This is a genomic window from Nonomuraea sp. NPDC005501, assembly GCF_040605905.1.
In the GTDB taxonomy this organism is placed as follows: Bacteria; Actinomycetota; Actinomycetes; order Streptosporangiales; family Streptosporangiaceae; genus Nonomuraea.
Map to the genome: position 1 here is coordinate 1 of NZ_JBEXDT010000114.1, position 25,100 is coordinate 25,100.

The 25,100-nt window shown below is 73.7% G+C and carries 23 protein-coding genes, 1 tRNA gene and 1 pseudogene; 12 read left to right on the top strand and 13 right to left on the bottom strand.

The genetic code is table 11. The features are described 5' to 3' along the window. Both ABZS51_RS36920 and rpoD read left to right on the top strand, forming a co-directional pair. Positions 1 to 538: pseudogene (locus ABZS51_RS36920) on the top strand (hypothetical protein); the annotation flags it as partial. 325 nt (positions 539 to 863) lie between these two features. Further along, entirely contained in the window at positions 864 to 2,000 is a 1,137-nt protein-coding gene (rpoD, locus tag ABZS51_RS36925; RefSeq protein WP_355451356.1) for an RNA polymerase sigma factor RpoD, read from the top strand. Between the two features lie 62 nt (positions 2,001 to 2,062). On the opposite strand, the gene ABZS51_RS36930 is transcribed toward rpoD, so the two are convergent. From ABZS51_RS36930 to ABZS51_RS36960, 7 genes are all read right to left on the bottom strand, one after another. Then, complete coding sequence (locus tag ABZS51_RS36930; RefSeq protein WP_355451296.1) at positions 2,063 to 2,905, bottom strand: glutamate ABC transporter substrate-binding protein; 843 nt, start codon at positions 2,903 to 2,905, stop codon at positions 2,063 to 2,065. After that, positions 2,902 to 4,212, bottom strand: a complete 1,311-nt coding sequence (locus tag ABZS51_RS36935) for a hypothetical protein (protein ID WP_355451299.1) — start codon at positions 4,210 to 4,212, stop codon at positions 2,902 to 2,904. Before ABZS51_RS36935 ends, ABZS51_RS36930 begins: the two co-directional genes overlap by 4 nt. Positions 4,213 to 4,331: 119 nt before the next feature. Continuing rightward, a complete protein-coding gene (locus ABZS51_RS36940) occupies positions 4,332 to 4,979 on the bottom strand; it encodes an FHA domain-containing protein (protein ID WP_355451302.1) in 648 nt (215 codons plus the stop codon). After that, the gene (locus ABZS51_RS36945) at positions 4,979 to 6,271 is read right to left on the bottom strand and encodes a VWA domain-containing protein (protein WP_355451305.1); all 1,293 of its coding nucleotides are present in this window, start codon (positions 6,269 to 6,271) and stop codon (positions 4,979 to 4,981) included. Before ABZS51_RS36945 ends, ABZS51_RS36940 begins: the two co-directional genes overlap by 1 nt. After that, positions 6,264 to 7,109, bottom strand: a complete 846-nt coding sequence (locus tag ABZS51_RS36950; RefSeq protein ID WP_355451308.1) for a protein phosphatase 2C domain-containing protein — start codon at positions 7,107 to 7,109, stop codon at positions 6,264 to 6,266. Before ABZS51_RS36950 ends, ABZS51_RS36945 begins: the two co-directional genes overlap by 8 nt. Then, the gene (locus tag ABZS51_RS36955) at positions 7,100 to 9,283 is read right to left on the bottom strand and encodes a tetratricopeptide repeat protein (RefSeq protein ID WP_355451311.1); all 2,184 of its coding nucleotides are present in this window, start codon (positions 9,281 to 9,283) and stop codon (positions 7,100 to 7,102) included. Before ABZS51_RS36955 ends, ABZS51_RS36950 begins: the two co-directional genes overlap by 10 nt. Beyond that, on the bottom strand, positions 9,280 to 10,515 hold the full coding sequence (locus ABZS51_RS36960; RefSeq protein ID WP_355451314.1) for a hypothetical protein: 1,236 nt from the start codon (positions 10,513 to 10,515) through the stop codon (positions 9,280 to 9,282). The genes ABZS51_RS36955 and ABZS51_RS36960 overlap by 4 nt, the downstream gene beginning before the upstream one ends. Positions 10,516 to 10,692: 177 nt before the next feature. Between ABZS51_RS36960 and ABZS51_RS36965 the strand changes: the two genes are divergently transcribed. The 3 genes from ABZS51_RS36965 to ABZS51_RS36975 are packed head-to-tail and all read left to right on the top strand — an operon-like array spanning position 10,693 to position 12,628. Further along, positions 10,693 to 10,851, top strand: a complete 159-nt coding sequence (locus ABZS51_RS36965) for a hypothetical protein (RefSeq protein ID WP_355451317.1) — start codon at positions 10,693 to 10,695, stop codon at positions 10,849 to 10,851. Positions 10,852 to 10,883: 32 nt separating this feature from the next. Next, positions 10,884 to 12,158: a hypothetical protein gene (locus ABZS51_RS36970; protein ID WP_355451320.1), complete on the top strand. Its 1,275-nt coding sequence runs from the start codon at positions 10,884 to 10,886 to the stop codon at positions 12,156 to 12,158. Further along, a complete protein-coding gene (locus ABZS51_RS36975) occupies positions 12,155 to 12,628 on the top strand; it encodes a hypothetical protein (protein WP_310710298.1) in 474 nt (157 codons plus the stop codon). The genes ABZS51_RS36970 and ABZS51_RS36975 overlap by 4 nt, the downstream gene beginning before the upstream one ends. Before the next feature lie 111 nt (positions 12,629 to 12,739). On the opposite strand, the gene ABZS51_RS36980 is transcribed toward ABZS51_RS36975, so the two are convergent. Further along, positions 12,740 to 13,054, bottom strand: coding sequence for a YtxH domain-containing protein (locus ABZS51_RS36980; protein WP_355451323.1), 315 nt, complete (start codon positions 13,052 to 13,054; stop codon positions 12,740 to 12,742). A 126-nt stretch (positions 13,055 to 13,180) separates the two neighbouring features. Between ABZS51_RS36980 and ABZS51_RS36985 the strand changes: the two genes are divergently transcribed. Beyond that, positions 13,181 to 13,252: transfer RNA gene (locus ABZS51_RS36985), tRNA-Asn, on the top strand. A gap of 164 nt (positions 13,253 to 13,416) precedes the next feature. On the opposite strand, the gene ABZS51_RS36990 is transcribed toward ABZS51_RS36985, so the two are convergent. Further along, positions 13,417 to 13,605 (bottom strand): hypothetical protein, encoded by a 189-nt coding sequence (locus ABZS51_RS36990; protein WP_310710295.1) that lies wholly within the window; start codon positions 13,603 to 13,605, stop codon positions 13,417 to 13,419. A gap of 84 nt (positions 13,606 to 13,689) precedes the next feature. Between ABZS51_RS36990 and ABZS51_RS36995 the strand changes: the two genes are divergently transcribed. From ABZS51_RS36995 to ABZS51_RS37010, 4 genes are all read left to right on the top strand, one after another. Beyond that, a complete protein-coding gene (locus ABZS51_RS36995; protein ID WP_355451327.1) occupies positions 13,690 to 14,949 on the top strand; it encodes a sensor histidine kinase in 1,260 nt (419 codons plus the stop codon). Continuing rightward, the gene (locus ABZS51_RS37000) at positions 14,934 to 15,614 is read left to right on the top strand and encodes a response regulator transcription factor (RefSeq protein ID WP_355451330.1); all 681 of its coding nucleotides are present in this window, start codon (positions 14,934 to 14,936) and stop codon (positions 15,612 to 15,614) included. The genes ABZS51_RS36995 and ABZS51_RS37000 overlap by 16 nt, the downstream gene beginning before the upstream one ends. Positions 15,615 to 15,835: 221 nt before the next feature. Beyond that, positions 15,836 to 16,969 (top strand): nitric oxide synthase oxygenase, encoded by a 1,134-nt coding sequence (locus ABZS51_RS37005; protein WP_355451333.1) that lies wholly within the window; start codon positions 15,836 to 15,838, stop codon positions 16,967 to 16,969. Positions 16,970 to 17,028: 59 nt separating this feature from the next. Next, positions 17,029 to 17,802: an enoyl-CoA hydratase-related protein gene (locus tag ABZS51_RS37010; protein ID WP_355451336.1), complete on the top strand. Its 774-nt coding sequence runs from the start codon at positions 17,029 to 17,031 to the stop codon at positions 17,800 to 17,802. Positions 17,803 to 17,812: 10 nt separating this feature from the next. Here ABZS51_RS37010 and galK read toward each other — a convergent pair whose 3' ends face one another. Next, positions 17,813 to 18,937 carry a galactokinase gene (gene galK, locus ABZS51_RS37015; protein ID WP_355451338.1) on the bottom strand — a complete coding sequence of 375 codons (1,125 nt, stop codon included), beginning with the start codon at positions 18,935 to 18,937 and terminating at the stop codon, positions 17,813 to 17,815. A gap of 44 nt (positions 18,938 to 18,981) precedes the next feature. Here galK and ABZS51_RS37020 point away from each other — a divergent pair, with 44 nt between their 5' ends. Next, positions 18,982 to 19,788, top strand: coding sequence for a pyridoxal-phosphate dependent enzyme (locus ABZS51_RS37020; protein ID WP_355451341.1), 807 nt, complete (start codon positions 18,982 to 18,984; stop codon positions 19,786 to 19,788). Positions 19,789 to 19,795: 7 nt separating this feature from the next. Here the strand turns inward: ABZS51_RS37020 and ABZS51_RS37025 are convergent, their stop codons facing one another. The 3 genes from ABZS51_RS37025 to ABZS51_RS37035 all read right to left on the bottom strand — a co-directional run bounded on the left by ABZS51_RS37025 (position 19,796) and on the right by ABZS51_RS37035 (position 21,575). Continuing rightward, on the bottom strand, positions 19,796 to 20,467 hold the full coding sequence (locus tag ABZS51_RS37025) for a DUF6766 family protein (RefSeq protein WP_355451344.1): 672 nt from the start codon (positions 20,465 to 20,467) through the stop codon (positions 19,796 to 19,798). 102 nt (positions 20,468 to 20,569) lie between these two features. Continuing rightward, the gene (locus ABZS51_RS37030) at positions 20,570 to 20,947 is read right to left on the bottom strand and encodes a hypothetical protein (RefSeq protein WP_355451347.1); all 378 of its coding nucleotides are present in this window, start codon (positions 20,945 to 20,947) and stop codon (positions 20,570 to 20,572) included. Positions 20,948 to 21,029: 82 nt separating this feature from the next. Then, positions 21,030 to 21,575 carry a hypothetical protein gene (locus tag ABZS51_RS37035; RefSeq protein WP_355451350.1) on the bottom strand — a complete coding sequence of 182 codons (546 nt, stop codon included), beginning with the start codon at positions 21,573 to 21,575 and terminating at the stop codon, positions 21,030 to 21,032. Between the two features lie 179 nt (positions 21,576 to 21,754). Between ABZS51_RS37035 and ABZS51_RS37040 the strand changes: the two genes are divergently transcribed. Next, positions 21,755 to 25,100, top strand: a 3,346-nt coding sequence (locus ABZS51_RS37040; protein ID WP_355451353.1) for a tetratricopeptide repeat protein, incomplete at its 3' end; no start/stop codon positions are given.

Here is a 25,100-nt window from a genome sequence, read left to right on the forward strand (position 1 = left end):
GTTCATCGGCGACACGTTCGTCATGGCGGGCGCGCTGTTCCTGGCCGGGCTGGCGATCTCGCCGACGCTCATCACGGGCTTCTCGCTGACCGAGCTGCTCAAGCTGGCCGTGCAGCGGCCGGCGCTGCTCGGGCCGCGCTTCGACGCGCTCGACCCGCAGGCGTTCACCGTGGCCGACCACGTGACGCTGTGCCAGGTGATCGCGGCGGCGGGCGGCACGGCGGCGGCCGGTCACGGCGGGCGGGAGTGGGTGGACCGGCTGCTGGAGCACGCGCCGGACGAGGCGGCGCGGGTGCTGGTGACGCGGTTCGCGGTGGAGGCGATCCAGGCCGACTCGCACGTCGAGGAGCGCTACGGCGCGGCCATGCTGGCGGCCATCGAGGCCATCGCGGTCGACCGGGCGATCGCGCAGGTCAAGTCCCGCATCCAGCGGCTCAATCCGGTGGAGGAGCAGCAGGAGTACAACAGGCTGTTCGGCGAGCTGGTGGCATTGGAGCAGCAGCGGCGGGTGCTGAGGGAACGCGCGGCCGGAAGCTGAGTCCCCGCCCAAGAGGACATTGCCGAGCTGTTGTGCAGGAAAAATACTCGCATCAGTCAGGTGTCCGTGCGCCGCGTCCGGCCGGGCCTCGCCGCCGGAGCCGTCCGGGGACGTTCGGGCAGGCCGCGGCGGGAGCACCCACCCGATGGCCCGGCGGCCGCCCCGTTACCCGGTCGCGTAATTGACTTTTCTTTCCTGATCAAACTCCTGTCAAACCTTTAATAGATCTCGGTTTGGTAAGGGGAGACTCCTTACCTTCTGTGCCAAAAATGGGTCTGCCATTTTATGGAAGCAATACTGCAGACTGTCTCCCGTGGGTGCATCGGTGCTGCCAAGTGGGCCGCCATCGGTAGATCAGGTGGCGGATCTCGTCGCGAAAGGAAGAGAGCGCGGAAGCGTAACCGTCGATGACGTCGCAGCCGCGCTTGACCGATCCGAGTTGCCGTCCGACGCGCTGGAACGCGTCGTGCGGATGCTCGCCGAGAACGGTGTGGAGGTCCTTGAGCCCCAGGGTGACGAGGAGCCCTCCCGCCCCGATGAGGAAGACGTCGGCAAGCGCGCGCCGACCAGCGATCTGGTCCGCATCTATCTGCGGGAGATCGGCCGGGTGCCGCTGTTGACGGCTGAGGAGGAGGTGGAGCTCGCCAAGTCGATCGAGGCCGGTCTGTTCGCCGAGGACAAGCTCGGCAACGGGGTCTCACGCCTGGCCTTCCCGGAGTTCAGGGAGCTCGTGTGGCAGGGCACGAGGGCCAAGCAGCGCCTCATCGAGGCCAACCTCAGGCTCGTGGTGTCGATCGCCAAGCGGTACGTGGGGCGAGGGATGCTGTTCCTGGACCTGATCCAGGAGGGCAATCTCGGCCTGATCCGCGCGGTGGAGAAGTTCGACTACACCAAGGGCTACAAGTTCTCCACCTACGCCACGTGGTGGATCCGGCAGGCGATCACGAGGGCGATCGCCGACCAGGCACGCACGATCCGGATCCCCGTCCACATGGTGGAGACGATCAACAAGCTCGTCCGGGTGCAGCGCCAGCTCCACCAGGACCTCGGCCGCGAGCCCGTGCCCGAGGAGATCGCCAAGGAGATGGACCTCCCGGTGGACCGGGTGGTGGAGATCCAGCGCATCGCGCAGGAGCCGGTGTCGCTCCAGTCGCCGATCGGCGAGGAGGACTCCGACCTCGGCGACTTCATCGAGGACGCGGACGCGGTGGTGCCGATGGAGGCGGCCGCCTTCATCATGCTGCAGGACCAGCTCGACGACATCCTCGCGACGTTGTCGGACCGTGAGCAGCGCATCATCCAGCTCCGCTTCGGCCTGGCCGACGGGCATCCGCGCACGCTGGAGGAGGTGGGGAGGGAGTTCGGCGTCACCCGGGAGCGCATCCGGCAGATCGAGTCGAAGACCCTGGCCAAGCTCCGCCACCCGACACGGGCGCAGATGCTGCGGGACTACCTGGACTGACCGTTCCAGGCGTACGAGGGGCCCGGGGGTTCACCCCCGGGCCCCTCGTACGCGGGCCGGGTCTACGAGCAGCCCTCGAACTGGGGGACCGCCGGCGTGGACAGGTCGAGGCCGGCCCGCCCGAACCAGTCGTGCAGCAGCCGCGAGGCCGTCCCGTCCTGGTACATGGTGGTGATGGCCCGGTTGACCGCCTCGCAGCCCTCGACGTCGCTCTTGCGCATGCCCACGCCGGTCCGCTGCTCGTTGAACTGGGCGTTGGCCAGCCGCAGGCCGGAGCCGTCCTTGATGGCCAGACCGGCCAGGATGATGTCGTTGGTGGTGATGGCGTCCACGCGGTTCTGCTTGAGCGCCGCCAGGCACGCCGCGTAGTCGGGGAACGGCACGACCTGCGCCGCGACCTTGCGCTCCTCCACCACCCGCTGGGCGGCGTTCGAGCCCTTGACCTCGCAGATGCGCCGCCCCTTGAGGTCGCGGACGTTGCGGATGCCGCCGTCGTCGCCCCGGACCAGGATGTCCTGGTAGGAGATGTGGTACGGCCCGGCGAACAGCACCTTCTGCTTGCGGTCCATGCTGATCGTGTACGTGGCCAGCACGAGATCGGCCTTGCCGGAGGTGATCGCCTTCTCGCGGTCGGCGGCGAGCACGGGCTCGAAGTCCACGCGCTTGCCGAGCTTGCCGGCGATGTAGCGGGCCACGTCGATGTCGAAGCCCTCGAACGTGCCGTCGGGCTTGCGGTAGCCGACGGAGGGCAGGTCGGGGCGCACCCCGATGACGATCGTGTCCGCGTCGAGGACCGACGTGTGCTCGGCCGCCGCGCAGCCGCCGGCGAGCAGGCCGGTCGCGGCCAGCAGGACGGCCGCCAGCCCGGCCCTGAGCGCGGCCGGGCGCGGGAAGATCCGCTTCATCGGTACTCCTTCAGCCGGGGCCAGACGCCCGCCAGCACCAGCAGCGCGATGCCTCCGATCGCGAACGGGGCGAGCCTCCACAGGTCGTCCAGAGCCTGCTCGCCGTCGTCGATCTTCCGGTCGAAGGCCAGCTCGTGACCGCGTGACAGCGTCACCAGCGCGTCGTCGTAGGCGTCGAACGCCTGCCGGACCGGGCCGAGCCGGGCGGCGACGGCCTCGTCGGCCCGCCCGGAGGCGGCGAGGGACCGGAAGCCGGTGTCGGCCCGCTGGAACGCCTGGTAGGCGGCCAGCGCCCGCTCGCCGTCGGGGCCGTCGAGGCGGTTCCCCATGAGGCCGAGGTAGCCGTCGCCGGTGCCGGCCACCTTGGCGTGGTAGGCGTCGAGGTTGCCGGCCGGCAGGTAGAACACGGTCATGGCCTTGTCGAGGTAGGTGTGCTCGTAGGTGTCGGCCCGGACCTTGTCCAGCACGTAGCGGCTCTGGTCGCCCTGCATGCTGTTGCTGATCGCGCGGGCCCTGGCGACGTTGAGCACCGGGTCGAACCCCTGGCTCTTGGCGGCCCGCAGGTCCCGCTCGTCCTGGGCGAGCACGCTCGCCCCGGCCACCAGCGCGAGGGCCGTCACCAGGGTGGCGGCCAGCAGCGCGAGCCCGAACACCCGCCGGAAGCGCCGAGCCAGGTACACCTGGAGCCACACCAGGCAGGCCAGCGCCACCAGCCCGGTCACGATCACCACGCCGCGCAGCGCCGGCACGGTGACGCTCTTCTCGTCGTACGTGCGGCGCACGATCGTGCCGCTCTCCAGGGTCAGGTTGTACGCCTGGGGGAGCAGGACGAGCCGCATCAGGTCGGTGGCCTGCCGGTAGACCGCGACCACCTTGTCCGACGGGGCCCCGGCCGGGTGGCGGGCCTGGGAGTCGAGCAGCAGCGCCTGACCGACCAGCCGCTCGTAGCGGCCGAGCCCGTCGAGCACCGACTGGACGGTCTTCCGCTCGGCCGGGTCGTCGCCGGACAGCTCGAACGCCTTCATCAGCGCGTCGTTGGCCTCGGAGCGGCGCTGCTCGTACCGGGCGAGCGCCTGCTGACGCTCCTTGCCGTACTCCTGGCCCATGAGCAGCGCGTCGGCGATCTGCGCGTCCATGTCGCTGAGCCCGAAGTACAGGCCGGCGGTGGCGAGGACCTGGGGGCCGGCGTCGCGCCCGATGACGCGCAGCCCGTCGCGGGCGGCGGCGCTGCCGACCGCCAGCGACCCGAACATCAGCGCCAGGGCGGCGACGGTGACGCCGGTGATGACCCGGATCCCGCGGGGCACGCTGCGGCGTGTCGCCGGCCGGCCCGGCGACGGGACGGCCGGGACCCGGGCGGGGGTGGCAGGGGCTGGCGGGGCGGCCGGCGGCGGTAAGGGTGACGGTGGCGGCGCCTGGACGGTGGTCACGGCGTTCCCTCCCTGATCGTGATGACCGTCCACGCGCCCACGTGGATGCGGTCGCCCGCCCCCACGGGGACGGGCACGTTGACGGCGACGGGCTTGCCGTTGATGCGCGTGCCGTTGGCGGAGCCGGGGTCGACGAGCATCCACGACCCGTCCTGCTGCGCGAGCAGCACGGCGTGCAGGTGGGAGACCCCCGGGTCCTCGGGCGGCCCGGTCAGGTCGATCTCGGGCCTGGCGGCGCGGGTCCTGCTGCCGCGCCCGATGCGGACCTGGTCGCCGGCGAGCGGGAAGGAACGCTCCGGGCAGTACGGCGGGAAGGCGACGGCGTGGGCGTCCGGCCCGCCCTGGGCGACGACCTCCTCGTAGTAGGCGAGGTCGGCGCCCGTGACCGCCTCCCAGCGGGCCCCGACGACCTGGACGCGGGGCGGCGCGCTGCCGGAGTAGTCGTGGCCGCACACCTCGCAGTACTGGCCGGCGCGCGGCGTCCGGCACACCGGGCACTCCTCCACCGGCCCCTGCGCGGGCGCGGCCGGGTGCGCCGCGGGCACGGGGGCGCCGGCGGCGCCGGGGGAGGCGGCCATCTGGGCGCCGCAGATGTCGCAGTAGTCGTCGGCGCCCGAGGCGTGACCCTGCGGGCAGGTGGCCATCAGGAGCCCTCCCCGCCCTGCCGCAGCCTGCTCGTGCGGACCGAGCCGGTGTCGAGCTCGATCTCGTCGGCCTTGTCCACGTTGCGGCGCAGCCGGGCGGTGCCGTCGTGCGGGTCCACCTCGACGACCTTGTCCAGCAGCCGCGCCGTGTCCGCGCGGCCCGACTCGGACGCGATCTGCCGGGCCTTGGCCAGGCGGGCCGTCGCGACGTCCACGTCGCCCGCGGCCCGCGCGCTCAGCCCCTCCTGGATCAGCTCGTGCAGCTCCGCCTGGCCGGTGTAGTGGGCGACCTTCCCGTTGATGCGGGTGGACTGGGCCAGGTCGTCGGTCCACTGGGCGAGCACGTTGCCGCTGGCCAGCACCTCCTGGGTGTCGGGGCGCAGCAGCTTGACCCAGCCCGCGCGGATCTCGGTGCCGATCTGGCCGGGCGGCACCTCGACGCACAGGTGGTACTCGCGCTCCTCCGCGCCCCAGGCGCCGGTGGGGTAGTCACCGGTCAGCGGGTTGACGTCGGTGCGCTTGCCGGTCAGGTCGAGCAGCGTGGGGGAGACCTGCTTGACGAACTTGAGCGTCGCGGTCTGCGGCACCCACACCCGGAACGCCAGCTCGGCCACGGTCTTGCTCATCGACTCCTGGGTGATCCGGCCGAAGAAGGCCGACAGGTCGCCCTGGTTCCTGACGAAGTCGAACGTGCCGAGCAGCGCGTCGGCCACCTTGCGCAGCTCGGCCGGCACCCAGTCGGAGCCCACGCCCAGGCTGTCGCACACGAACGCGCCCGAGCAGGCCGACAGGGCGCGGGCGAAGGCGTCGCTCGTCTCGTTGTTCTGCCCGTCGGTCATCAGCAGGGCGTGCCTGATCGCGTCTGGGTGCTGCATCAGCAGGTCGCGGGCCAGCAGCAGCCACTCGCCGATGGAGGTGCCGCCGTTGGCCGACAGCTTGCCGATGGCGGCCTGCGCCTCGGCCCGGGTGGCGCGCGTGGCCCGCACCAGCGTGCGGCCGCGCGGGTAGACCACGCGGGCCGAGTCGGTGCCGGCGACCACCGCGAAGTTCACGCCGTCGCGCAGCGACTGGACGGCGGTGGCGGCCGCCTGCCGCGCCTCGCGGATCTTGCCCCCGCTCATGGAGCCGGACGTGTCCACGATGATCACTTCGGCGGCCTCGGCCGGCACGGACGTCGTCGTCGTGACCGAGCCGGTGGAGGAGACGGTGAGGATGGCGTGGACCTCACGCCCGTCGAGCGGCAGGTACTTGTTCTGGTCGATCTGGAGCGTGAAGGCGGGCTGGTCACCCATGCTGTCCTCCTACGGGGATCAGGACGATGGTCACGTTGTCGTGGCCTCCGGAGCTCAGCGCGTGGCGCAGCAGCTCGCGGGCCAGGTCGAGGGGGGCGGCGGCGCCGGGGAAGGCGTAGCCGCCGAGGTAGCGCCACAGGCCGTCGCTGCAGATCAGCAGCAGCCCGGGGCCGGGCGGTTCGAGGACGCGGATGCTCGCCTTCCAGTCACCGGCGTCGGCCCCGAGCCACGCGGTGATCTCGCCCGTGGAGATCGCGTGGTCGTCGGTCAGCCGTACTCCGGCCACCGGCCCGGCGGAGTCGTACGGGAGCCAGTAGGCGCGCGTGTCGCCGGCCCAGGCGAGCGTCGCCCGGCCGCCGGACACGACCGCGGAGACGTACGTGCAGGCCGGGGCGTCGTCGACGGAGGACGCCAGCTTGGCCACCGCCCGGCCCGCCAGCTCGAACGCCTCCGCCGAGCTCACCCCGCGCGCCAGGGCCGTGGCCGCCGTCTCCACCGCCAGCGCCGACGCCTCGTCGGCGCGCGGTGAGCTGCCCACGCCGTCGCACACCACCGCCACGGTGACGTCGCCGGCCTCCAGCAGCGCCATCGCGTCCTCGTTGCGCGCGCGGCGCAGCCCCTTGTGGGTCACCGCCGCGGCGCCGCCGGGGAGCGTGAGCTCCGCCTCGTCCCTGCCGGTCGGCTGGCGCAGCCCGCACCGCTCGCAGTAACCCTCGGCGTCGACCGCCTGCGCCCCGCACGCGGCGCAGGCGGGGGCGTCGAGCGCGTGGCCGCACGCCTCGCAGAAGGAGTGGTCGGCCTGCACGGCGGCCTCGCAGACGGGGCACTTCACAGCCACGTCCGGGGGCGTACGGCGTTGGCGCGGTCGATGAGGTCGTGCCGTTCCTGCCGGGTGTCGGCCGCGACGGCCAGCCTGCGGAAGATGCCCTCCAGCCGTTCGCGCAGGCCCCGCTCGGTGAACGGCGCGCCCGCCACGGTGAGCCCGCCCGCACCGCCGCTCGCCCCCGCCCCCGTCGCGGCGGCCGGTGGCGCGCCCGAGGCGTGCAGCCACGCCAGGGCGGCCTGCAGCAGCTCGGCGGCCATCGACTCGCGGCGGCGCGGGTCGAGGTCGGTCAGGTCGTCCAGCCGGTCGGCCGCCGCCGCCAGCTCCTCGGGGCGCAGCGTCTCGGGCCCGTCGGCGCGGGCGACCGACGCCACCAGGGCGAGCTGCGCGGCCACCCGATGGGAGGAGGTGGCCGGCACCTCGTCCAGCACCCGCACCCGGCCGGCCCGGGCCAGCCCGAAGGCCGCGCTCACGTACGCGCGGTCGGTCCGCCACACGCTGTCGTACCAGGGGGCGGCGTCCTGGCCCGAGCACTCCAGGGCGAAGGCGACGGCGAGCTTGGGCGCGCACTCGCCCGGCAGCGCCGAGAAGCACCCGTCGAAGAGTGGCACGGCCCGCTCGGCCCGCCCGAGCGCGAGCTCCAGCACCCCGCGGTACCAGGTGACCCGCCAGTCGCCGGGCAGCGCCCGCTCGGCGTCGTCGAGGGCCTGTGCGGCCCCCTCGGAGCCCTGCTCGGCGAGCAGCCGGGCCCGGGTGAGCCAGGTCTCGGGGGTCTGCTGCATCGCGGCGACCTGCGTGACGAGCTGGGCCGGGTCGCGCCCGACCAGGCCGGCCAGCGCGCCGGCCGCCGGGTCCTCGGGGTCGGCGAGCGGCACGGGCAGCGCCGTCGCCGCCGCGCGCGGGTCGAGCGGGTCGAACACCCGGGCGGCGTCCGCCGACAGCATCGCGCCGGCCGCCACCCGCTCAGGGCCGAACAGCGCGGAGGGCGCCGGGTACGGGCGGCCGTCCGCGATGGCGCTGACCTCGCGCAGCACGCCGACGAGCTGCGCCTCCATCTCCTCGGCGCTCTGGAACCGGGCGGCCGGGTCGGGGGCGGTGGCCCGGCGCAGCAGCCGGATGAACGACTCGGTGCCGAAGCTGCCGGGCAGCGGCGTCTCGACGCCGTTCCTGGCCGGGCTGAACGACGGGATGGCCATCACCGCCAGCGTCCGCCCCACCGTGTAGAGGTCGGAGGCCACCGACGCGGGCCGCGTGTCCAGCTCGGGCGCGTGGTAGCCGAGCGTGGCCCACGACGAGCCGGCCGGCGAGCCGACGCGCTGGACCGCGCCCAGGTCGATGAGCCGGAGCCGCTTGCCGACCCGGATCACGTTGGCCGGCTTCAGGTCGCAGTAGACCAGGCCCTGCTCGTGCAGGTACGCGAACGCGCGCAGGATCTCCCGGCCGTACATGAGGGTCTCGCGCAGCGGCTGCGGGCCCTGGCGGCGCAGCTCGTGCAGCGACTGGCCGCCCACGTACTCCATCACGATGTAGCCGAGGCCGGCCGACCGCTGGAAGTTGAAAATCTTGACGATGTTGGGGTGGTCGACCGTGGTGAGGAAGCGCCGCTCGGCCTCGGCCGCCGCCAGCGCCTCGGCGTCGGCGGTGTTGAGCAGGCCCTTGAGCACCACCCAGCGGCCGTCGAGGTTCTCGTCGGCGGCCAGGTAGACCCAGCCGAGGCCGCCGTGGGCCAGGCAGCCCAGCACCCGGTACTGCCCGCCGACGAGGTCGCCCTTGCCCAGCTTCGGGGTGAACGAGAACTCGTGGCGGCAGTGCGGGCAGAACCCGGAGGTCAGTCCGGGCCGGCCGTCGCGGGAGCGGCCGATCGGCTTGCCGCAGCTCGGGTTGGAGCAGAAACGCTTGTCCTCCGGCACCTCCGGGTCGGCCATGACGGCCGCGGCCGGGTCCCGGTAGGGGACCGACGGGAGGTCGGCCAGCTCGGGCAGCGCGCCCCCGCGGGAGCGGCCGGTGCTGACCGGGCCCGTGAGCGGTCTGCTGGGAGCCGGTGCACCGAGGTCGGCCGGGCCGCCGGCGGGTGCGGAAGAACCCGGTAAGGGGGTGGCGGGCGCCCCGGTGGTTTCGGGGTGGCCGCACAGGTCGCAGTAACCGTCCTCGATCGTGCCCGTGCAACCGGGCTGCCGGCATCCGCTCATCGGCCACCTCCGTGGATAGCGCGCTGGTACAGGTCGACGGCCTCGGCCGCCTTCGTCAGGTCGCAGGGCGCGGTCCACAGCAGCAGCCGCGCCCGCTCGTGGAGCCGGGTCGCCTCCGGGTCCTCGGCCGTGCCCCGCCGCACCGCCATGGCCTGGCAGGCGCCGAGCCGGCCGCGCAGCTCGTCGCGCCGGGCGACCAGGCCGTACATCGCCGCCGCCGTGGCCCGCGCCTGCTCCGCGGCCTGCCGCGCCGCCTGCTCCAGGGCGGTGAGCCGGCGGGCCCGGACAAGCCAGTCGTCGGCGGAGGCGTCGAGCGCGGCCAGCTCGTCCCTCAGGGCGTCCACCCTGCTCGTCGGCGCGGCCCGCGGCGGCAGGGCGATCTTCACGACCACCGCGCCGTGGGCCAGCCTGGCCTCGCTCTCCGCGGCCCGGACCCGGTCGAGCGCGGCGGCCAGGTCTTCACGCCGCCGGCCGTACTCCCGTCTGGCCCGCAGCGCCTCCTCCAGGTCGGCCCGGTGGCCGGCGAGGAGGCGGTCGATCCGGTCGAGGTCGTGGGGGGCCGGCGGGGAGCCCAGGGGGTCCTCCAGGACGGCCGCCCGCATCCGCCCCAGCTCCTCCGCCACGCCCGCCGGTGCCGTGTCAGCCGATGCCGTGTCCGCCCGTGCCGTGTCAGCCGGTGCCGTGTGCGCCTCGACGGCTCCGTCCGGCGCGTCCAGCTCACGGCGGAGCGTGGTCACCTCGCGTAACAGCGCGTCGGCCGCGTCCAGCCGGGGCAGCGCCGCCGACCAGACGGCGTCGATGTCCGCCAGCGCGTCGGTGACCTCCTGGAAGGAGGCGTCCATGCGGGTGACGGCCTCGTCGAGGGTGAGCCGCTCGTCCACCTCGGGCAGCAGCGACCGCTGCTCGACGGGCTTGACCGCGGCCTTCAGCACCACCGAGCGGCCGGCCAGCAACTCCGTCAGCGCGGCGAGCTGGTCGGAGCCGAGCCGCCCGCGCGAAGCCCTGATCTGCTCCGCGTCGCGCAGCACGCCCCGGTAGGCGTCGTACAGCGTCCACAGAGCCGTCAGCGCGGCCTGGCCGGCCATCCAGCGGCGCTGGGTGAGGCCGCGCAGCGGGGCGCCCTTGAGCACCTGGTAGGTGGTGTGTGATTCGAGATCGAGCAGGTGCCCGGAGATGCGGTCGCGTTCGTCCGCCCGGGCGCGCAGCGCGTACTCGGCGCCTTCCCTGCTCATGGGTGGTCCCAGGCCCATCATGCTCCCCGTGAAGAGGGTTCCCGATGCCCCGCTTTTACCGGCTCAACGGCAGGCGCGGTGGGTTGGTTCCGGCGGGTGGGGGAGGTCCCTGACATGACCCTGATTGAACCCTGTCTCGCCTGCAATCCGCTTAAAGGATCTTTTATTGTCAAAGGCATGGGACGCATTCTTCTGATCGCCGCGGCCGTGCTCGCCGCGCTGGTGCTCGTCGGCCCGCTGCTGGGCCTCGCCTTCACCCTGCTCAAGTGGGGCCTCATCATCGGCGTCGTCGCCTTCGGCGTAATGCTTGTATCAAAGTGGACGAAGAGGACATAGCTTCCGCGCGCCGCGCGGCGCATAGTGGGTGAATGGATGCGCGGCCAGCGGTCGACGACGCCGCGCTCGGGCGTGAGGCGCTGTCCGTGCTCGACGCGAACTGGACGGGGACCGCCACCGTGCCCGCGCCCGGCCTCTACCCCCACCAATGGAGCTGGGACTCCGCGTTCGTGGCGATCGGCCTGGCCCGCCACCGCCCCGAACGGTCCCGCGCCGAGCTCCTCAACCTCCTCGCCGGGCAGTGGGCCACCGGGATGGTGCCGCACATCGTCTTCCACACTCCGGAGGCGTACTTCCCCGGGCCGTCCGTCTGGCGCTCGTACGAGCACGAGTCGGCCCCCCGCGTGCTCACCTCCGGCCTCACCGCGCCGCCGGTGCACGCGCTGGCCGTGTGGTGCGTCTACCAGCACACCGGAGACGCCGGCTTCGTGCGGCGCGCCTACCCGTCGCTGGTCGCGCAGCACGCCTATCTGGCCGCCACCCGCGACCTCGGCGGCGCCGGGCTCGCCGCGATCATCCACCCCTGGGAGTCGGGGATGGACGACAGCCCGGCCTGGGACCCGCCGCTCGCCGCCCTCCCCGAGATCCGGTACGGGTACCGCAACGTCGACCTCGACGAGCGGCACCCCGACAGCGACCACGACCGCTACGTCTGGCTCGCCCTGCGCTACCGCAACGCCGGCTACCGGCCCGAGTACCTGCGCGACGAGCACCCGTTCGCCATCGAGTGCCCGATGTTCAACGGCATCTGGCTCGCCTCCTGCCAGGCGCTGGCCGAGCTGGCCCCGCTGGCCCGCGCCGACCCCGCCCCGCACGCCGAGCAGGCCGAACGCATCCGGCGCGCCCTGCTCGACCGCCTCTGGGACGGCTGCTTCTACGCCCGCGACCTGCGTGCCGGCCGGCTCATCCCGATCTGCACGGTCGGCGGGTTCGGGCCGCTGCTCGACCCCGGGCTGCCCGGCGAGCACGTCGCCGCGCTCGTCGACGTGCTCCAGTCGGCCCGGTTCATGGGGGCGACCGGCTACCCGGTGCCGAGCTGCGAGATCCGCGCGTCCCAGTTCGACCGCACCCGCTACTGGCGCGGCCCCTCCTGGGTGAACACCAACTGGCTGCTGCGCCGCGCCGCCTCCCTGCACGGCCTCGGGCCGCTGCGCGACCAGCTCACCAGCGGCACGCTGCGCCTGGTCCGGCAGGCCGGCTTCCGGGAGTGCTTCGACCCGTTCGACGGCAGCGGGCGCGGCTGCCGCGACTTCTCGTGGAGCGCCGCGCTGACCCTCGACCTGCTCGCCGATAACGTGGAGCCATGAGCCTGCTGCACCGCCTGCCCTCCGACGTCCGCAAGTCCCTGGCGACCGTGCCGGGGGAGCGGGTGCTCACCTTCGCCGGATCCGACGGCGGCTACGTGGTCGCGACCGACCTCGCGCTGTTCCTGTCCGACGGGACGCGGGTGCCGTACGAGACGGTCGACAAGGCGGCGTGGAACGAGGAGGGGCTGCGCGTCCTCACCACCGACGGCCGGTGGCACCAGGAGCGCATCAGCGAGCCGCGGCTGCTGCCGGAGACCGTCCGGGAGCGGGTCAACTCCACGATCATCGTCAACAAGCACGTCTCGTTGCCGGGGCGGGGCGGCGTGCGGCTGGTCGCCCGGCGCAGGCCGGGGGGCGACATGCTCGGCTGGACGCTGGTCTTCGACGACGGCCTCGACCCCACCGACCCCGGGCTGCGCGCCCAGGCGGAGCAGGCCCTGGAGGGGGTACGACGGAGCATGGGCGTCTGAAGCCCAGGATCTGTCCTTGGGGAGGCGGGCGTGTGCGGGCGGCCTGGGAGATGCCGCCGCACACGCCCGCAGATCTTCCGGGGGGCCGGCCTCGGGTGGCCGCCGGACCGGTCAGTAGGGGATGCCGGTCTCGTTGGGTTTCTTCTCGCCCATGCCGCTCTGGTCCGGCCAGCCGGTGCCCGTGTCGTGGTCGTGGCCGCCCAGGAACGGGATCTTGTCCTGGAGCGTGCCACCGACCCGCTCACGGGCCACACCGGCCACCTTCGACACCTGCGCGCCCACGACTCCCGCGGCCTCCTGGACCCTCGGGTCGTCGCTCAGGCGCTGGGCCATCTTCTTGATCTGCTCGTACCGTTCACGACCTGCCCGGCTGCCGAGCACGTACCCGACGGCCAGACCGACGGCGAACGTCATTCGATATCGCATTTCGCACCTCCGATGTCTCCGGGCCTACCCCGATGACGATGCGACACGCACTCCGGGAGTGCGCTAATGTAGTCCTGCGCCGAACGGAAGGGGTCAAAGAGCCCCCCGATCAGCGCCGAAGCACGATCCCGCGTAGCTCAACGGCAGAGCAGCCGGCTGTTAACCGGCAGGTTATAGGTTCGAGTCCTATCGCGGGAGCTTTTGAGAGACGCATAGCTCAGGCCCCTTCCTGGTTCCAGGAAGGGGCCTGAGTCGTTCCGGGACCGGCGCGCGGGCCGGCGTGGCCTGTGAGCGGTCATCTTCCGGGCACGGGTCCACGGCCGGGGGCGCCGGCGTACGGCGGTGACGGGGAAGGGCGCGGGTCAGCGGGTTCTCGTGTCCCGGTCGGCGCCGACGACCCCGTACAAGGCCCAGCCGAGGCCCAGGAGGACTCCGCCGACCCCCGCGACCACGCCCACCTGCTCGGAGCCGAGCAGGGCGAGGACCGCGATCAGGGCGGCGAAGGCGAGCGACAGGCCGAGCATGACCCTGTTGTAGACGCGCTTGTTCATGCATCACACGATCACCATTCCGGAGCCCGCGGGGTATCCACCGATCGGTGGACATGTCTCGTTAATCGGGGAAAACTGCGCTTCATGGGTGGCGGGGGGCGCGCGAGCGCGCGGTCGGAGGACGTCTGGCTGCGCTCGTACCCGTACTGGGACGCCTACTACGCGGTCGTGCTCGCGGTGACCGTCGTCGTGGTGGCCGCGCAGGCCGATGGCACGACCACGGGTCCGGCCGGGCAGGCGGGGCCGTTCGTGGCGATCGGGCTGCTGCTCGTACTGGCGCTCGCGTACGCGCTCGCCGGGCGCAGGGCGGTGCGCGACCGACGGCGGCACGTCCGCGAGGCCCGCTGGTACGCCGCCGCGATGCTGGTGCTGTTCACCGCGGCCGGCCTGGCCGAGTCCGCCTCCGCGATCGCCCTGTCGGCGCTGCTGCCCATGGCGTTCATGTCCCTGCCGACGGCGTGGGCCGTGGGGGTCGTGGTGGGGCTGTTCGCGGCCCCGGCCGCCTGGCTGCTGCCGAGCGCCGGGGCCGATCCGTGGGGGGCCGTCATGACGCTCGGGGTCGGGCTGCCCGCCGGCGCCCTGCTCGGCACGTCCATCGGCCGGCTGTCCGCGCAGAACCGGCAGCGTGCCCGGCTCATCGAGGAGCTGGACCGCACCCGGGACGAGCTGGCCAGAATGAGCCAGGAGGCCGGGGTGCTGGCCGAGCGTGAGCGGCTGGCCGGCGACATCCACGACACGCTGGCCCAGGGGTTCGCGGGGATCATCATGCTGCTCCAGGCAACCGAGGCGGTCACGGGTCCCGATCGGCACCTGGAGCTGGCCGTACGGACCGCCAAGGAGAGCCTGGCCGAGACGCGGGCGCTCATCGCGGCGCTCGCGCCGCCCGCGCTGAGCGGCGCGTCGGTGGAGGAGGCGCTGCGGCGGCTGGCCGCGGGGTTCGGGCTGCCGGTGGAGGTGGCCGTCGGCGGCGCGCCCGTGCCGCTGTCCCCCGCGGCCGAGGTCGTCGTGTTACGCGTCGCCCAGGAGGCGTTGGCGAACGTCCGCAAGCACGCCCGCGCCCGTTCCGTCCGTCTCGCGCTGGAGTACGGAGAGGGCCGCGTACGGCTGACGGTGAGCGACGACGGGTGCGGCCTCGACCCGGCGCGCCCGACCGCCCGGCCCGGCCCCGAGGACGGACGCGAGGAGGGACCCCAGGGGGAGGGGAAAGCCGGGGTGCTGGGCGGGGGGTTCGGGGTGCCGGGGATGCGTCGCCGGGTGGCCGGGATCGGCGGCACGCTGACCGTGGACGGGGCGCCGGGGCAGGGCACCACGGTCACCATGGAGGTGCCGTGCTCACCGTCCTAATCGTCGACGACCATCCCGTCGTACGGGAGGGGCTGCGCGGCATGCTCGCCGCCGAGCCCGGCATCGAGGTGGCCGGGGAGGCCGGGTCCGGCGACGAGGCGGTGGCCGTGGCGCCCCGACTGCGGCCGGACGTCGTCCTCATGGACCTGCGCATGCCGGCCGGCGACGGGGTGAGCGCCATCCGGCGGATGGGCCCGGAGTTCCGGGTCATCGTGCTGACGACGTACGAGGGTGACGCCGACGTCGGGCGGGCGCTGGCCGCGGGCGCCGCCGGCTACCTGCTGAAGGACGTGTCACGGGCGGAGCTGGCCGCCGCCGTGCGCGCCGTGGCCGGTGGCGGGACGGCCCTGGCGCCTTCGGTCGCGGCCCGCCTGGCGGGCGCCCGGGCGCGCGATCCGGCGGCGACCGGCCACTTCACGGCGAAGACTCCGGCGGTCCCCGAGGGCGCCGGGCTGTCCGCGCGCGAGCGGGAGGTGCTGGAGCTGGTCGCGCGGGGCCTGACGAACGCCGAGATCGGCCGCCGGCTGTTCATCGGCGAGGCCACGGTCAAGACCTACCTGTTGCGGGTCTTCCGCAAGCTCGGCGTGGGCGACCGGACCTCGGCCGTCCTGGTGGCCATGGAGCTGGGCCTGGTCCGCGGCATCGGCCGTTCGACTCCCACCTGATGAAGGTTCACTGTTTGTAGCGTTAAGGTCACACCTTCTTGCATTTGCGGTGACAAGAAGGGGGTGAGCCGCCAGGATGGGGTGGCCGTGCCCCTGGTTCGCGGGACACGGCAGCCGCGGACAGGCCGTGTGGGCGGTGTGGAGAGGGCACCGCCGGCAGGAGTGTGCCGCCGACCCGGAATCGGTGGGGTGCTCCGTGAGCGAAAAGTGCTGGTTTCTGCGTGCGTACCTGGATCCGGTCTCTCCGTCCCTTCGACTCCATCGCCGTGCAGACGCTCATCGAGCGGACGATCGACGTCCGCGAGGCCGAGCGCTTCATCAGAATGTTCCACGCCGAGAATCCCGCCGCGGGATCTCCCCAGGCCCGCCTGCGTGAGGTGGCCGCGGACATCGCCCGTCACGGCACCTACGCCCACACCTTCGCGGAGCTGGAGTTCGGCGCCAGGGTGGCCTGGCGCAACAGCAACCGGTGCATCGGCCGCCTCTACTGGCGCTCCCTCAGGCTCCGCGACCGGCGGCAGGTCACCAGTGCCGAGGGGGTGGCGATCGAGTGCGTCGAGCACCTGCGCGAGGCGGCCAACGGCGGCCGCGTCCGGCCCACCATCACGGTCTTCGCCCCCGACGTCCCCGGCCGTCCCGGGCCCCGGGTGCTGAACGAGCAGCTCATCCGCTACGCCGGGTACCGCGACGCCGACGGGCGGGTGGTCGGCGACCCGCGCAACGCCGGCTTCACCGACATGGTGACGGCGTCGGGCTGGCGCGGGGCGGGCGGCCGGTTCGACGTGCTGCCCCTGGTGGTGCAGGCCGGGCGCGGCAAGCCGCTGGTGTGCAGCCTGCCGGGTGACGCGGTCCTGGAGGTGCCGATCGTCCACCCGCACTACCGGTGGTTTGAGGAGCTCGGGCTGCGCTGGCACGCCGTGCCGGCCATCTCCGACCTGTGCCTGGAGATCGGCGGCATCTGCTACCCGTGCGCCCCGTTCAACGGCTGGTACATGGGCGCGGAGATCGGCGCCCGCAACCTGGCCGACGCCGACCGTTACGACCAGCTTCCGGTGGTGGCCGGGCGGCTGGGGCTGGACACCTCCACCGAGCGGTCCCTGTGGCGCGACCACGCGCTGGTGGAGCTGAACGTGGCGGTGCTCCATTCGTTCGAGCGGGAGGGGGTGACGATGACCGACCACCACACCGAGTCGCGGCGCTTCCTCACGCACCTGGAGCGGGAGGAGAAGGCGGGGCGGGTCTGCCCGGCGGACTGGTCGTGGATCGTCCCGCCGATCTCGGGCGGGGCGACGCCGGTGTTCCACCGCTACTACGACAACTCGTCGCTCACCCCGGCGTTCGTACGTCACAAATGACGCGCCGCGAGTGAGCGGCGGCCTTGCCCGCGCCTGCTAGAACATGGTTCGGTTGGCGCATGGACGAACTCGTGCTCTCCTCCGTCGACCAGGGCGTTCTGACCCTCACCTTCAACCGTCCCGACCGGCTCAACGCGTGGACGGTCGCGATGGGGAGGCGCTACTTCGACCTGCTGGAGGAGGCCGCGAAGGATCCGGCCGTGCGCGCCGTCGTGGTCACCGGCGCGGGCAAGGGGTTCTGCGCGGGCGCCGACTTCCGGACGCTCGGCCGGATCCAGGACGGCAGCTACGACGAGAAGCCGGACCCGCGGCCCAACACCTTCCCGGTGACCATCGGCAAGCCGGTGGTCGCGGCGGTCAACGGGGCCTGCGCCGGGCTCGGGATGGTCCACGCGCTCGTCTGCGACCTCGTCTTCACCGCCGACGACGCCAAGTGGACCACCGCCTTCGCGCGCCGCGGCCTGATCGCGGAGTACGGCCTGGCGTGGGTGCTGCCGCGGCTCATGGGGCAGCAGCGGGCCATGGACGTCCTGCTCTCGGGGCGCGTCTTCACCGGCCGCGAGGCGTACGAGATGGGGCTGGTCAACCGGTCGGTGCCGGCGGACAGGCTGCTCGCCGAGGCGCAGGAGTACGCCGGGGAGCTGGCGGCGCACTGCTCGCCGGCGTCGATGGCGGTGATCAAGCGGCAGGTCTGGCACGACTGGGAGGTCACGCTGGCCGAGTCGGCCGAAGCGGCGACCGCCGAGATGGTCGCCTCGTTCGGCCGGCCCGACTTCGCGGAGGGCGTCGCGTCCTTCCTCGAACGCCGCCCTCCGAACTTCCCCTCCCTGTAGGAGGCGAGCGCTAGGCGCGGCGGCGGGCGCCCGGGCTCGGGACCGCGGGCAGGAAGCGCGGCGCCCGCCAGCCCCGCTCCGCGTACGCGGCCGAGACGCTCTCCCGCACGCCGTCGAGGCGCTCCTCCGCCACCAGGGCGATCGCCGAGCCGCCGAACCCGCCGCCGGTCATCCGCGCCCCGCGGGCCCCGCCCCGGAGGGCTGCCTCGACCGCGACGTCCAGCTCCGGCGACGACACCTCGTACTGGTCGCGCAGCGACAGGTGCGAGGCGTTGAGCAGCGCGCCGATCTCGGTGACGGCGCCCGCCCGCAGCAGCCCGACCAGGGCCTCGACCCGGTGGTTCTCCGTGACGACGTGCATGGTGCGCCGGCGCTCGGCGCCCTGCAACCGCTCCAGCGCGCCGGCGAGGTCGGTGACGTCCCGCAGCGCCTGGACGCCGAGCTTGCGGGCCGCGGACTCGCACTCGGCGCGGCGCTTGGCGTACTCGCCGCCCGCGTGCTCGTGGTGGACCTGCGTGTCGATGATGAGGATGCGCAGCCCGTGGGAGGCCAGGTCGAGCGGGATGGGCCGGGAGCCAAGCGAGCGGCAGTCGAGGAACAGCGCCTTGCCCTCCTCGCACAGCGCCGAGGCGGCCTGGTCCATGATGCCGCACGGCATGCCGACGAAGTCGTTCTCGGCCCGCTGCGACAGCAGGGCCAGCTCCATGGGGGTCATGCCGAGGCCGTGCAGGTCGTTGAGCGCGGACGCGACCGCCACCTCCAGGGCGGCGCTGGAGCTGAGCCCGGCCCCCTGCGGCACGTCGCCGTCGATGGCGATGTCGGCGCCCGGGACCGGCTCGCCGAGCCGTTCGGACAGCATGGCGAGCACGCCGACGACGTAGCGGGTCCAGCCGCGCGCGTCCTCGTGCCGCTCGATCGTGACGGGCTCGCCGCCCGACTGGAGGGACAGCAGCCGGATCGTCCCGTCGCCGCGCGGTGTGACGGCGGCCGTGACGCCCCACGGCACGGCGAAGGGCAGCACGAAGCCGTCGTTGTAGTCGGTGTGCTCACCGATCAGGTTGACCCGGCCGGGCGCGTGCCAGACCGTCCGGGGCTCCGCGCCGAACGCCGCACTGAACGCTTCAACAACGCGCATAATCGAACACTCCTCAACAAAGGCCCGGTCGTAGACTAGCGCGCGTGGAGGAGCTGCTGGATCCCGGCCTCGGCTCGGTCCGGGTCTGGCTGAAACGCGACGACAACAAGGCCCGCAAGCTGAGGTACAACCTCGGCCATCCGCGCGTGCTCACCTTCGGCGGCGCCTACTCCAACCACCTCAGGGCGGTGGCCGCGGCGGGCCTGCGGCACGGGTTCGAGACGATCGGCGTCGTCCGGGGCGAGGAGCGGCTGCCGCTCAACCCGTCGCTGGCGTACGCGGCCGACCGCGGCATGACGCTCACGTACCTGGACCGCGCCGCGTACCGGCTCAAGCACACCCCCGAGGTGGAGGCGGCGCTGCGTGAGCGGTGGGGCGAGGTGCTGATCCTGCCCGAGGGCGGCAGCAACGCGGCGGCCGTGCGCGGCTGCGCCGAGCTGCCGGCCGAGATCGAGGCCGAGACGCGCGGCGGCTACGACGTCGTCTGCTGCCCCGTCGGCACGGGTGGCACGCTGGCGGGCATCGCGGCGGGGCTGCCCACCGGCCGGCGGGCGCTCGGGTTCGCGGTGCTGAAGGGCGCCGGGTTCCTGGCGGGCGAGGTGGCCCGGCTCCAGCGCGAGGCGTACGGGCGGGTGCGGGAGAACTGGTCGATCGACCTCGACCACCACTTCGGCGGGTACGCGCGCACGACGCCCGAGCTGCGCGCCTTCGCCGCCCGGCACGGGGTGGAGGAGGTGTACGTGGCCAAGATGCTCCGCGGCGTCGTGGACCTCGCCCGTCGGGGCGGGCTCGCGCCCGGCACCCGGGTCGTGGCGGTCGTGACCGGCGAGCCCTTCCCGCCGCGCTCCTAGGGCCGGGTCAGCCCTCCACACTCGTCGCCGTGTGCGCCGCGCCGACCGGCTTGGACTCGGGGGAGCCGCGCTGGCGCAGGTAGATGGAGAGCACCACCATCGACAGCACGGCCAGCAGCTCGGACTGCCAGTTCTGCAGCGACCGGTCCCAGAACTCGGAGGAGGTCACGTACCACCCCCAGTTGACCGGATCGCGCAGGTCGCCGATCCGCTCGGAGTTGTAGGCCGCCAGCCCCGCCACCGCCTGCGCCAGCCACGACAGCACGAAGATGGTCCCCATCACCAGGCCGAGCGAGTTGCTGTACAGCCAGAGCCGCGCGCCCCCGGCCTTGGCCCAGGCCGGGGAGTCCTCCTTGGCGTGCGCGCCGACGAGCTGCTCCTCGTCCGACTCGGCGCCCTCCTCGCCCGGCTTCTTGGACTCCGGTGAGCCCTTCTGCACCAGCCAGACGGTCAGCACGATGAACAGCAGGAACTGCAGGTACTCCGACTGCCAGTTCTCCGCCACGTCCACCGCGAACGACGACGACGTCGCGTACTCCCAGACCGACACGGGCTGCAGGCCGTTGACCAGCTGCTGCTCGTTGAAGTGCGTCGCCCCGGCCCAGGCCTGCCCCGCCAGCGTCAGCAGGAACAGCACCAGGAACGTCACCGACAGCGTGCTGTCCTTGATCCGCCTCATGCGGCCCCCTTCGGCGCGCTCACAGCCGCGCCAGTCCGAGCGCGAAGAAATAGATCAGCCCGGCCGCGATCAGGACGAGCGTCAGCGTGAACATGACCCGCATCAGTCCTCCACCTCGCAGTCGTAGGGGAGGTCGTGCCGCGGCTCGCACCCGGCCGCCGTGACCCGCCAGCCGTCGGTGAACTGGTGCAGGAACACCGTGTCGCCCTGCAGTCGCACGAGGGCGTCGGCGCCCCACACCTCGACCGCGGTGACCCGGCCGCCCGGGCCGAGCTTCAGCGCGGCCAGCGCCTGGGCGCAGGTCTCGTCCGGGTCGGGCAGCTTCTCGGCGGTCGTGCGGGTGAGCATGGCGCAGGCCGCCTCGTCCTGCTTGGCCGCCACGGCGGCGTGAAAACGCTCCGCCGCGCGCGCGGGCGACGTCGTGTCGACGGCACAGCCCGCGGCGAGCGCCAGCGCGAGCACCGCGAACGCAAGTCTCATGCGCCTCTGTTACCCCGGCATGAACCGGTCATGCCACGGCCATGTCCCGCTGTGACCGAGTGACTCCGCTGAGCCCGGGACCTCAGGGGAGCTGGTCCAGGATGGGGGTGATCAGCGCGTTCAGCTCCCGTACGAGCACCACCAGCGCCCGCTCGGCGGCCCGTTCGACCTGGTCGTGCGGCCCTTCCGGCTCGGGCGGCAGATCGCCGAGCGGCACCGGCGTCTCCACCAGCAGCGTGGTCCGCAGGAACGGGTGGTGGGCCAGGTCCTTCTCGGTCGGGTCGAGGTACTGGCCGAACGTCTCCTGCCAGCCCGCCCAGCCGCGGTCGCGCCACCAGGTGCGCGAGCGGGTCAGCTCCGCGGGGAGCGGCGAGACCAGCGTCACCCGCGCGTTGAGGCTGCCGTCCCAGGTGTTGCGGCGGCAGTCCGCCGACAGCACGCGCCGGTCCCACCGCACGTAGCCCGGGTTGAGGGCCGGCGGCGTCGCCAGCCGCCACGCCGCGCAGGCGAACCTGACCGGCGCGATGTCGCCCCACTCGAACTGCTCCAGGTTCTTGCGCACGTGTACGGCATAGCGCCCGTCACGGTCTCTGTCGTAATCCTGGTCGATCCAGAACGCTCTGCCCATGGGCCCTACGCTACGGCGATCCGGCCCCGGCCGTCCGGCGGCGCGAACGCCGGGTGGAAGAGTATCCCCCGCCGCGCGCCCGTCTTTGAACCGCCGGAGGGCGGGCAGGGCCAAAACGCCTGTGACGTACGTGACACCTGGGTAGTTTTTTCACATTATTGGGTGACTCAGGAGTCGATATGACGTCAGAACAGCACGCCGCGGCCATGAAGCGCTGGGAAGAGGGGGATCTCGGCGGCGCCGCCGTTCTGTTCAGGGAGATAGCGGCCACCGGCGATCCCGAGGCGTCCCACCTGCTGGCGTGCCTGCTGGAGGAGCAGGGCGACCTCGACGGCGCCGAGGCCGCCCACCGCTCGGTCATCCTGTCGGGTGACCCCGTGTTCGGGCAGCGCTCGGCCATCTCCATGGGGATGATGCTGGTCGCCGCCCGCGAGTGGCCGGCGGCGTACCGGGTGCTGACCATCGCCGCCGACGGCGCCGACTTCGAGGTCGCCGCGCTCGCCGACACGGCCCTCGTGCTCGTGCTGACCGAGCTGGGCGACGTCTCGGGCGCGGAGGAGGCGCTGGAGCGGGCCCGCCGCTGCGACAGCCCCGCGGTGGCGGAGCTCGCCGCCCGGCTGGAGCTGCCCGTGTTCGAGTGGGCCGACCCCCGTACGGCCTGGGAGCTGTACGAGGAGGCGGAGGGCGAGGAGGACTACCGCGAGCTGCTGACCTGCGGCGATCCCGAGGTGGTGTCGCTGTCGGCGTTCCGGCTGTACCGGATCCACGCCGAGGAGGGCGACTTCGCGGCGGCCCGGGAGGCGTGCGAGCACGCCATCGCCGTGGGGCACCCCGGCCACCTCACCATGGCGTACAAGCTGCTCGGGGCGGTCCTGGTCGATCTCGGGGAGTACGCCGAGTCGGTGGAGGCGTACGCAAGGGCGGCCGAGGACCCCCGGCCCGAGGTGCGGCTGCCCGCCCTCATCGAGCAGGCCAAGGTCTTCGCGCAGCTCGGCGACATGGCCGCCACGCGGGCGATCTTCGAGCGGGTGATCGCCAGCGGGCAGCGGGAGCACGCCCTGGAGGCGCGGGCCTGCCTGGCGCAGCTCCACACCGAGGCGGGCGAGGTGGAGGAGGCGCTGGCGGCGCTGCGGGCGGTGTTCGCCGCCGGGGAGTCGCCGTGGGCGTCGGTCAGCGCCACGCTGCTCGGCATGCTGCTGGAGCAGCACCCGGAGCGCCGGGAGGACATCGTCGAGCTGGCCGGGGAGATCGCCGGGCATCCGGACCCGGACGCCGCGTTCAAGGCGGGGCTGCTCCTCGATCACGACGCCCGGCAGCGGCCGCTCGCCGACCCCGTCGAGGAGCAGGCGTTGCGCGACGTGGACGACGCCCTGCTGCTCCTCCAGGACGGCCGTCTGGCGGAGGCCCGCCGGATGCTGCGCCGCGCCGCCGACTCGGGGGCGCGCACCCAGGCCGTGCGCGCCATGGTGGCCCTCGCCCAGCTGGAGCTGGCCGAGGGCGACCGGGACCAGGCCGACGAGCTGCTGTCGTACGTGGCCGAGGGTGAGGACGTGGTGGGCGGGTTCACCGCCGCGTTCATGCTGCACCTGCTGCGCTCGTCGGGGAACGCGCTCCACCCGGTGCTGCGGGCCGTCCTCGACCATCAGCGGCTCGGGCGGGAGGAGGGGCTCATCGGCTACCGGGCGGCCATGGAGGACGCCGACCCGGCGGTGGCGGCGATCGCCACCGCGGTGTTCGCGCAGGTGCTCGTCACCACCGGGTACGACGTGTCCGAGGCGGGCACGCTGTTCCGCTCCGCCGCCGGCTCCGGCGACCCGCTGGCGCTGTCGTACGCGGCGCTGGTCTTCCGGGAGGTCCTGGAGAGCCGGGGCGAGGCCGCGGAGGCGATCGAGCTGCTGCGGCGAGCCCGCGCGGAGGGGCACCCGGCGCTCGCCCCCTGGGTGGGGTACGCGCTGGGAGGGCTGCTCGACGGCCACGGACGCCACCTGGGCGAGGCGCGGGCGGCGTACGGGGCGGCGATGGAGACCAGGCATCGGGGGCTGCGGGCCGAGGCGGCGGGGGCGCTGCTGGGCGTGTACGAGGTGCAGGGGGACCTGCTGGCGGCGGGACGGCTGCACGAGCGCATGATCGCGGAGAGCCGGCCGGGACAGGCGGCGCGGCACGCGCTGCTGCTGGGGCTCACGCGGGTCCGGCTCGACGACCTGACGGGCGCGCGAGCCGCCCTCGACCTGGTGGAGGGGGGCGAGCAGGCGGTGCTCGGGCGCTACGCGCGGTGCCTGCTGGACGGTGACCTCGAGGCCGCCGGGGAAGCGCTCGCCGCCCTCGCCGGCAGCTCCGGGGACGGCGGATGGCCGCTGGCCACCCTGCTCGGGCTGGAGTGCGCCCACGCCTGGCGCCGTGCCGGTGAGGTGTCCCGCGCCGACGCGGTCCTCTCGCTCCTGGTGGAGGGGGGTCATCGGGAGTACCGGTGGCAGGCGGCCTGCCACCTGGGCGCGCTGCGGGACGACGCCGGTGACCATCGCGGCGCCCTGGCCGCCTGGGAACGCGCGCTCGCCGACGGCCGGGGGTCGCCGGTCGTCGCGCTGACCGGCATGGGACACGCCCTGCACCGGCTGGGCGACCTGGAGGCGGCGGCCGGGGTCCTGTCACGGGCGCTGGAGGGGGCGGGCACGGGTGGCGCCGGCCGTGACGTCGATGGCGAGGACGCCGTTCCCGCCGGGGAGGCGGCGATGCGGCTGGCGCAGGTGCTGGCGGCGCTCGGGCGCGCCGGCGAGGCCCGTGAGCTGCTGGAGGAGCTGGACCGGGAGGCGGCGCCGCTCTACCTGGCCGGGTTCCTGCGCGACGGGGGAGACGTCGCGGCGGCCCTCGCCGTGGCGGAGGAGGCGGCGGGCGTCGTGCCCGGGGAGCTGGCCGGGCAGACGGCACGGGTGCTGGGCTCCGCGCGGGCGGCGGCGGGCGACGCCGAGGGAGCGCGGGCGGCGTTCGACCGGGCCGTGGAGCTCGAACCGGACCTGCTGGGGGAGATCCTGCTGGAGTCGGGTCACGCGCTGGCCGGGGCGGGCGACGAGGCGGGCGCCCGCGCCGCCTACCGGCGCGCGGAGGAACAGGGCGCGGGCCCGCTGCTGCCGCTCGTGGCCCGTCTGCGGCTCGGCACGGCCACCCCTGAGGAACGACCCGCGGCCCTGGCGGCCGACGGCGACGTGGAAGGGGCACTGGCGGCCCTGGCGAGGCTCCGCGCGGGGACGGCGTCCGACCCGGTGCTCGCAAGGGCGGGTGACCTGGTGCTGGAGGTGGCGCGCGGGCTGGGTGGCGGGGCCGGGGAGGCGCTCTGCCGGTACGTCGCCGAGCACGGCGACCCGGTGCGGGCCGACCGGGCCCGGATCGGGCTGGCCGCGATCCTCTCCGGCGAGGGCCACCACTGCCGCGCCGAGCTGTGCCTGCTGCCGGTCACGGGGTCCGGCGACCCGGAGCTCGCCGAGACGGCCTGGCGCGGGATCGCCGCCGCCCGGCGCGGGCGCGGCGACC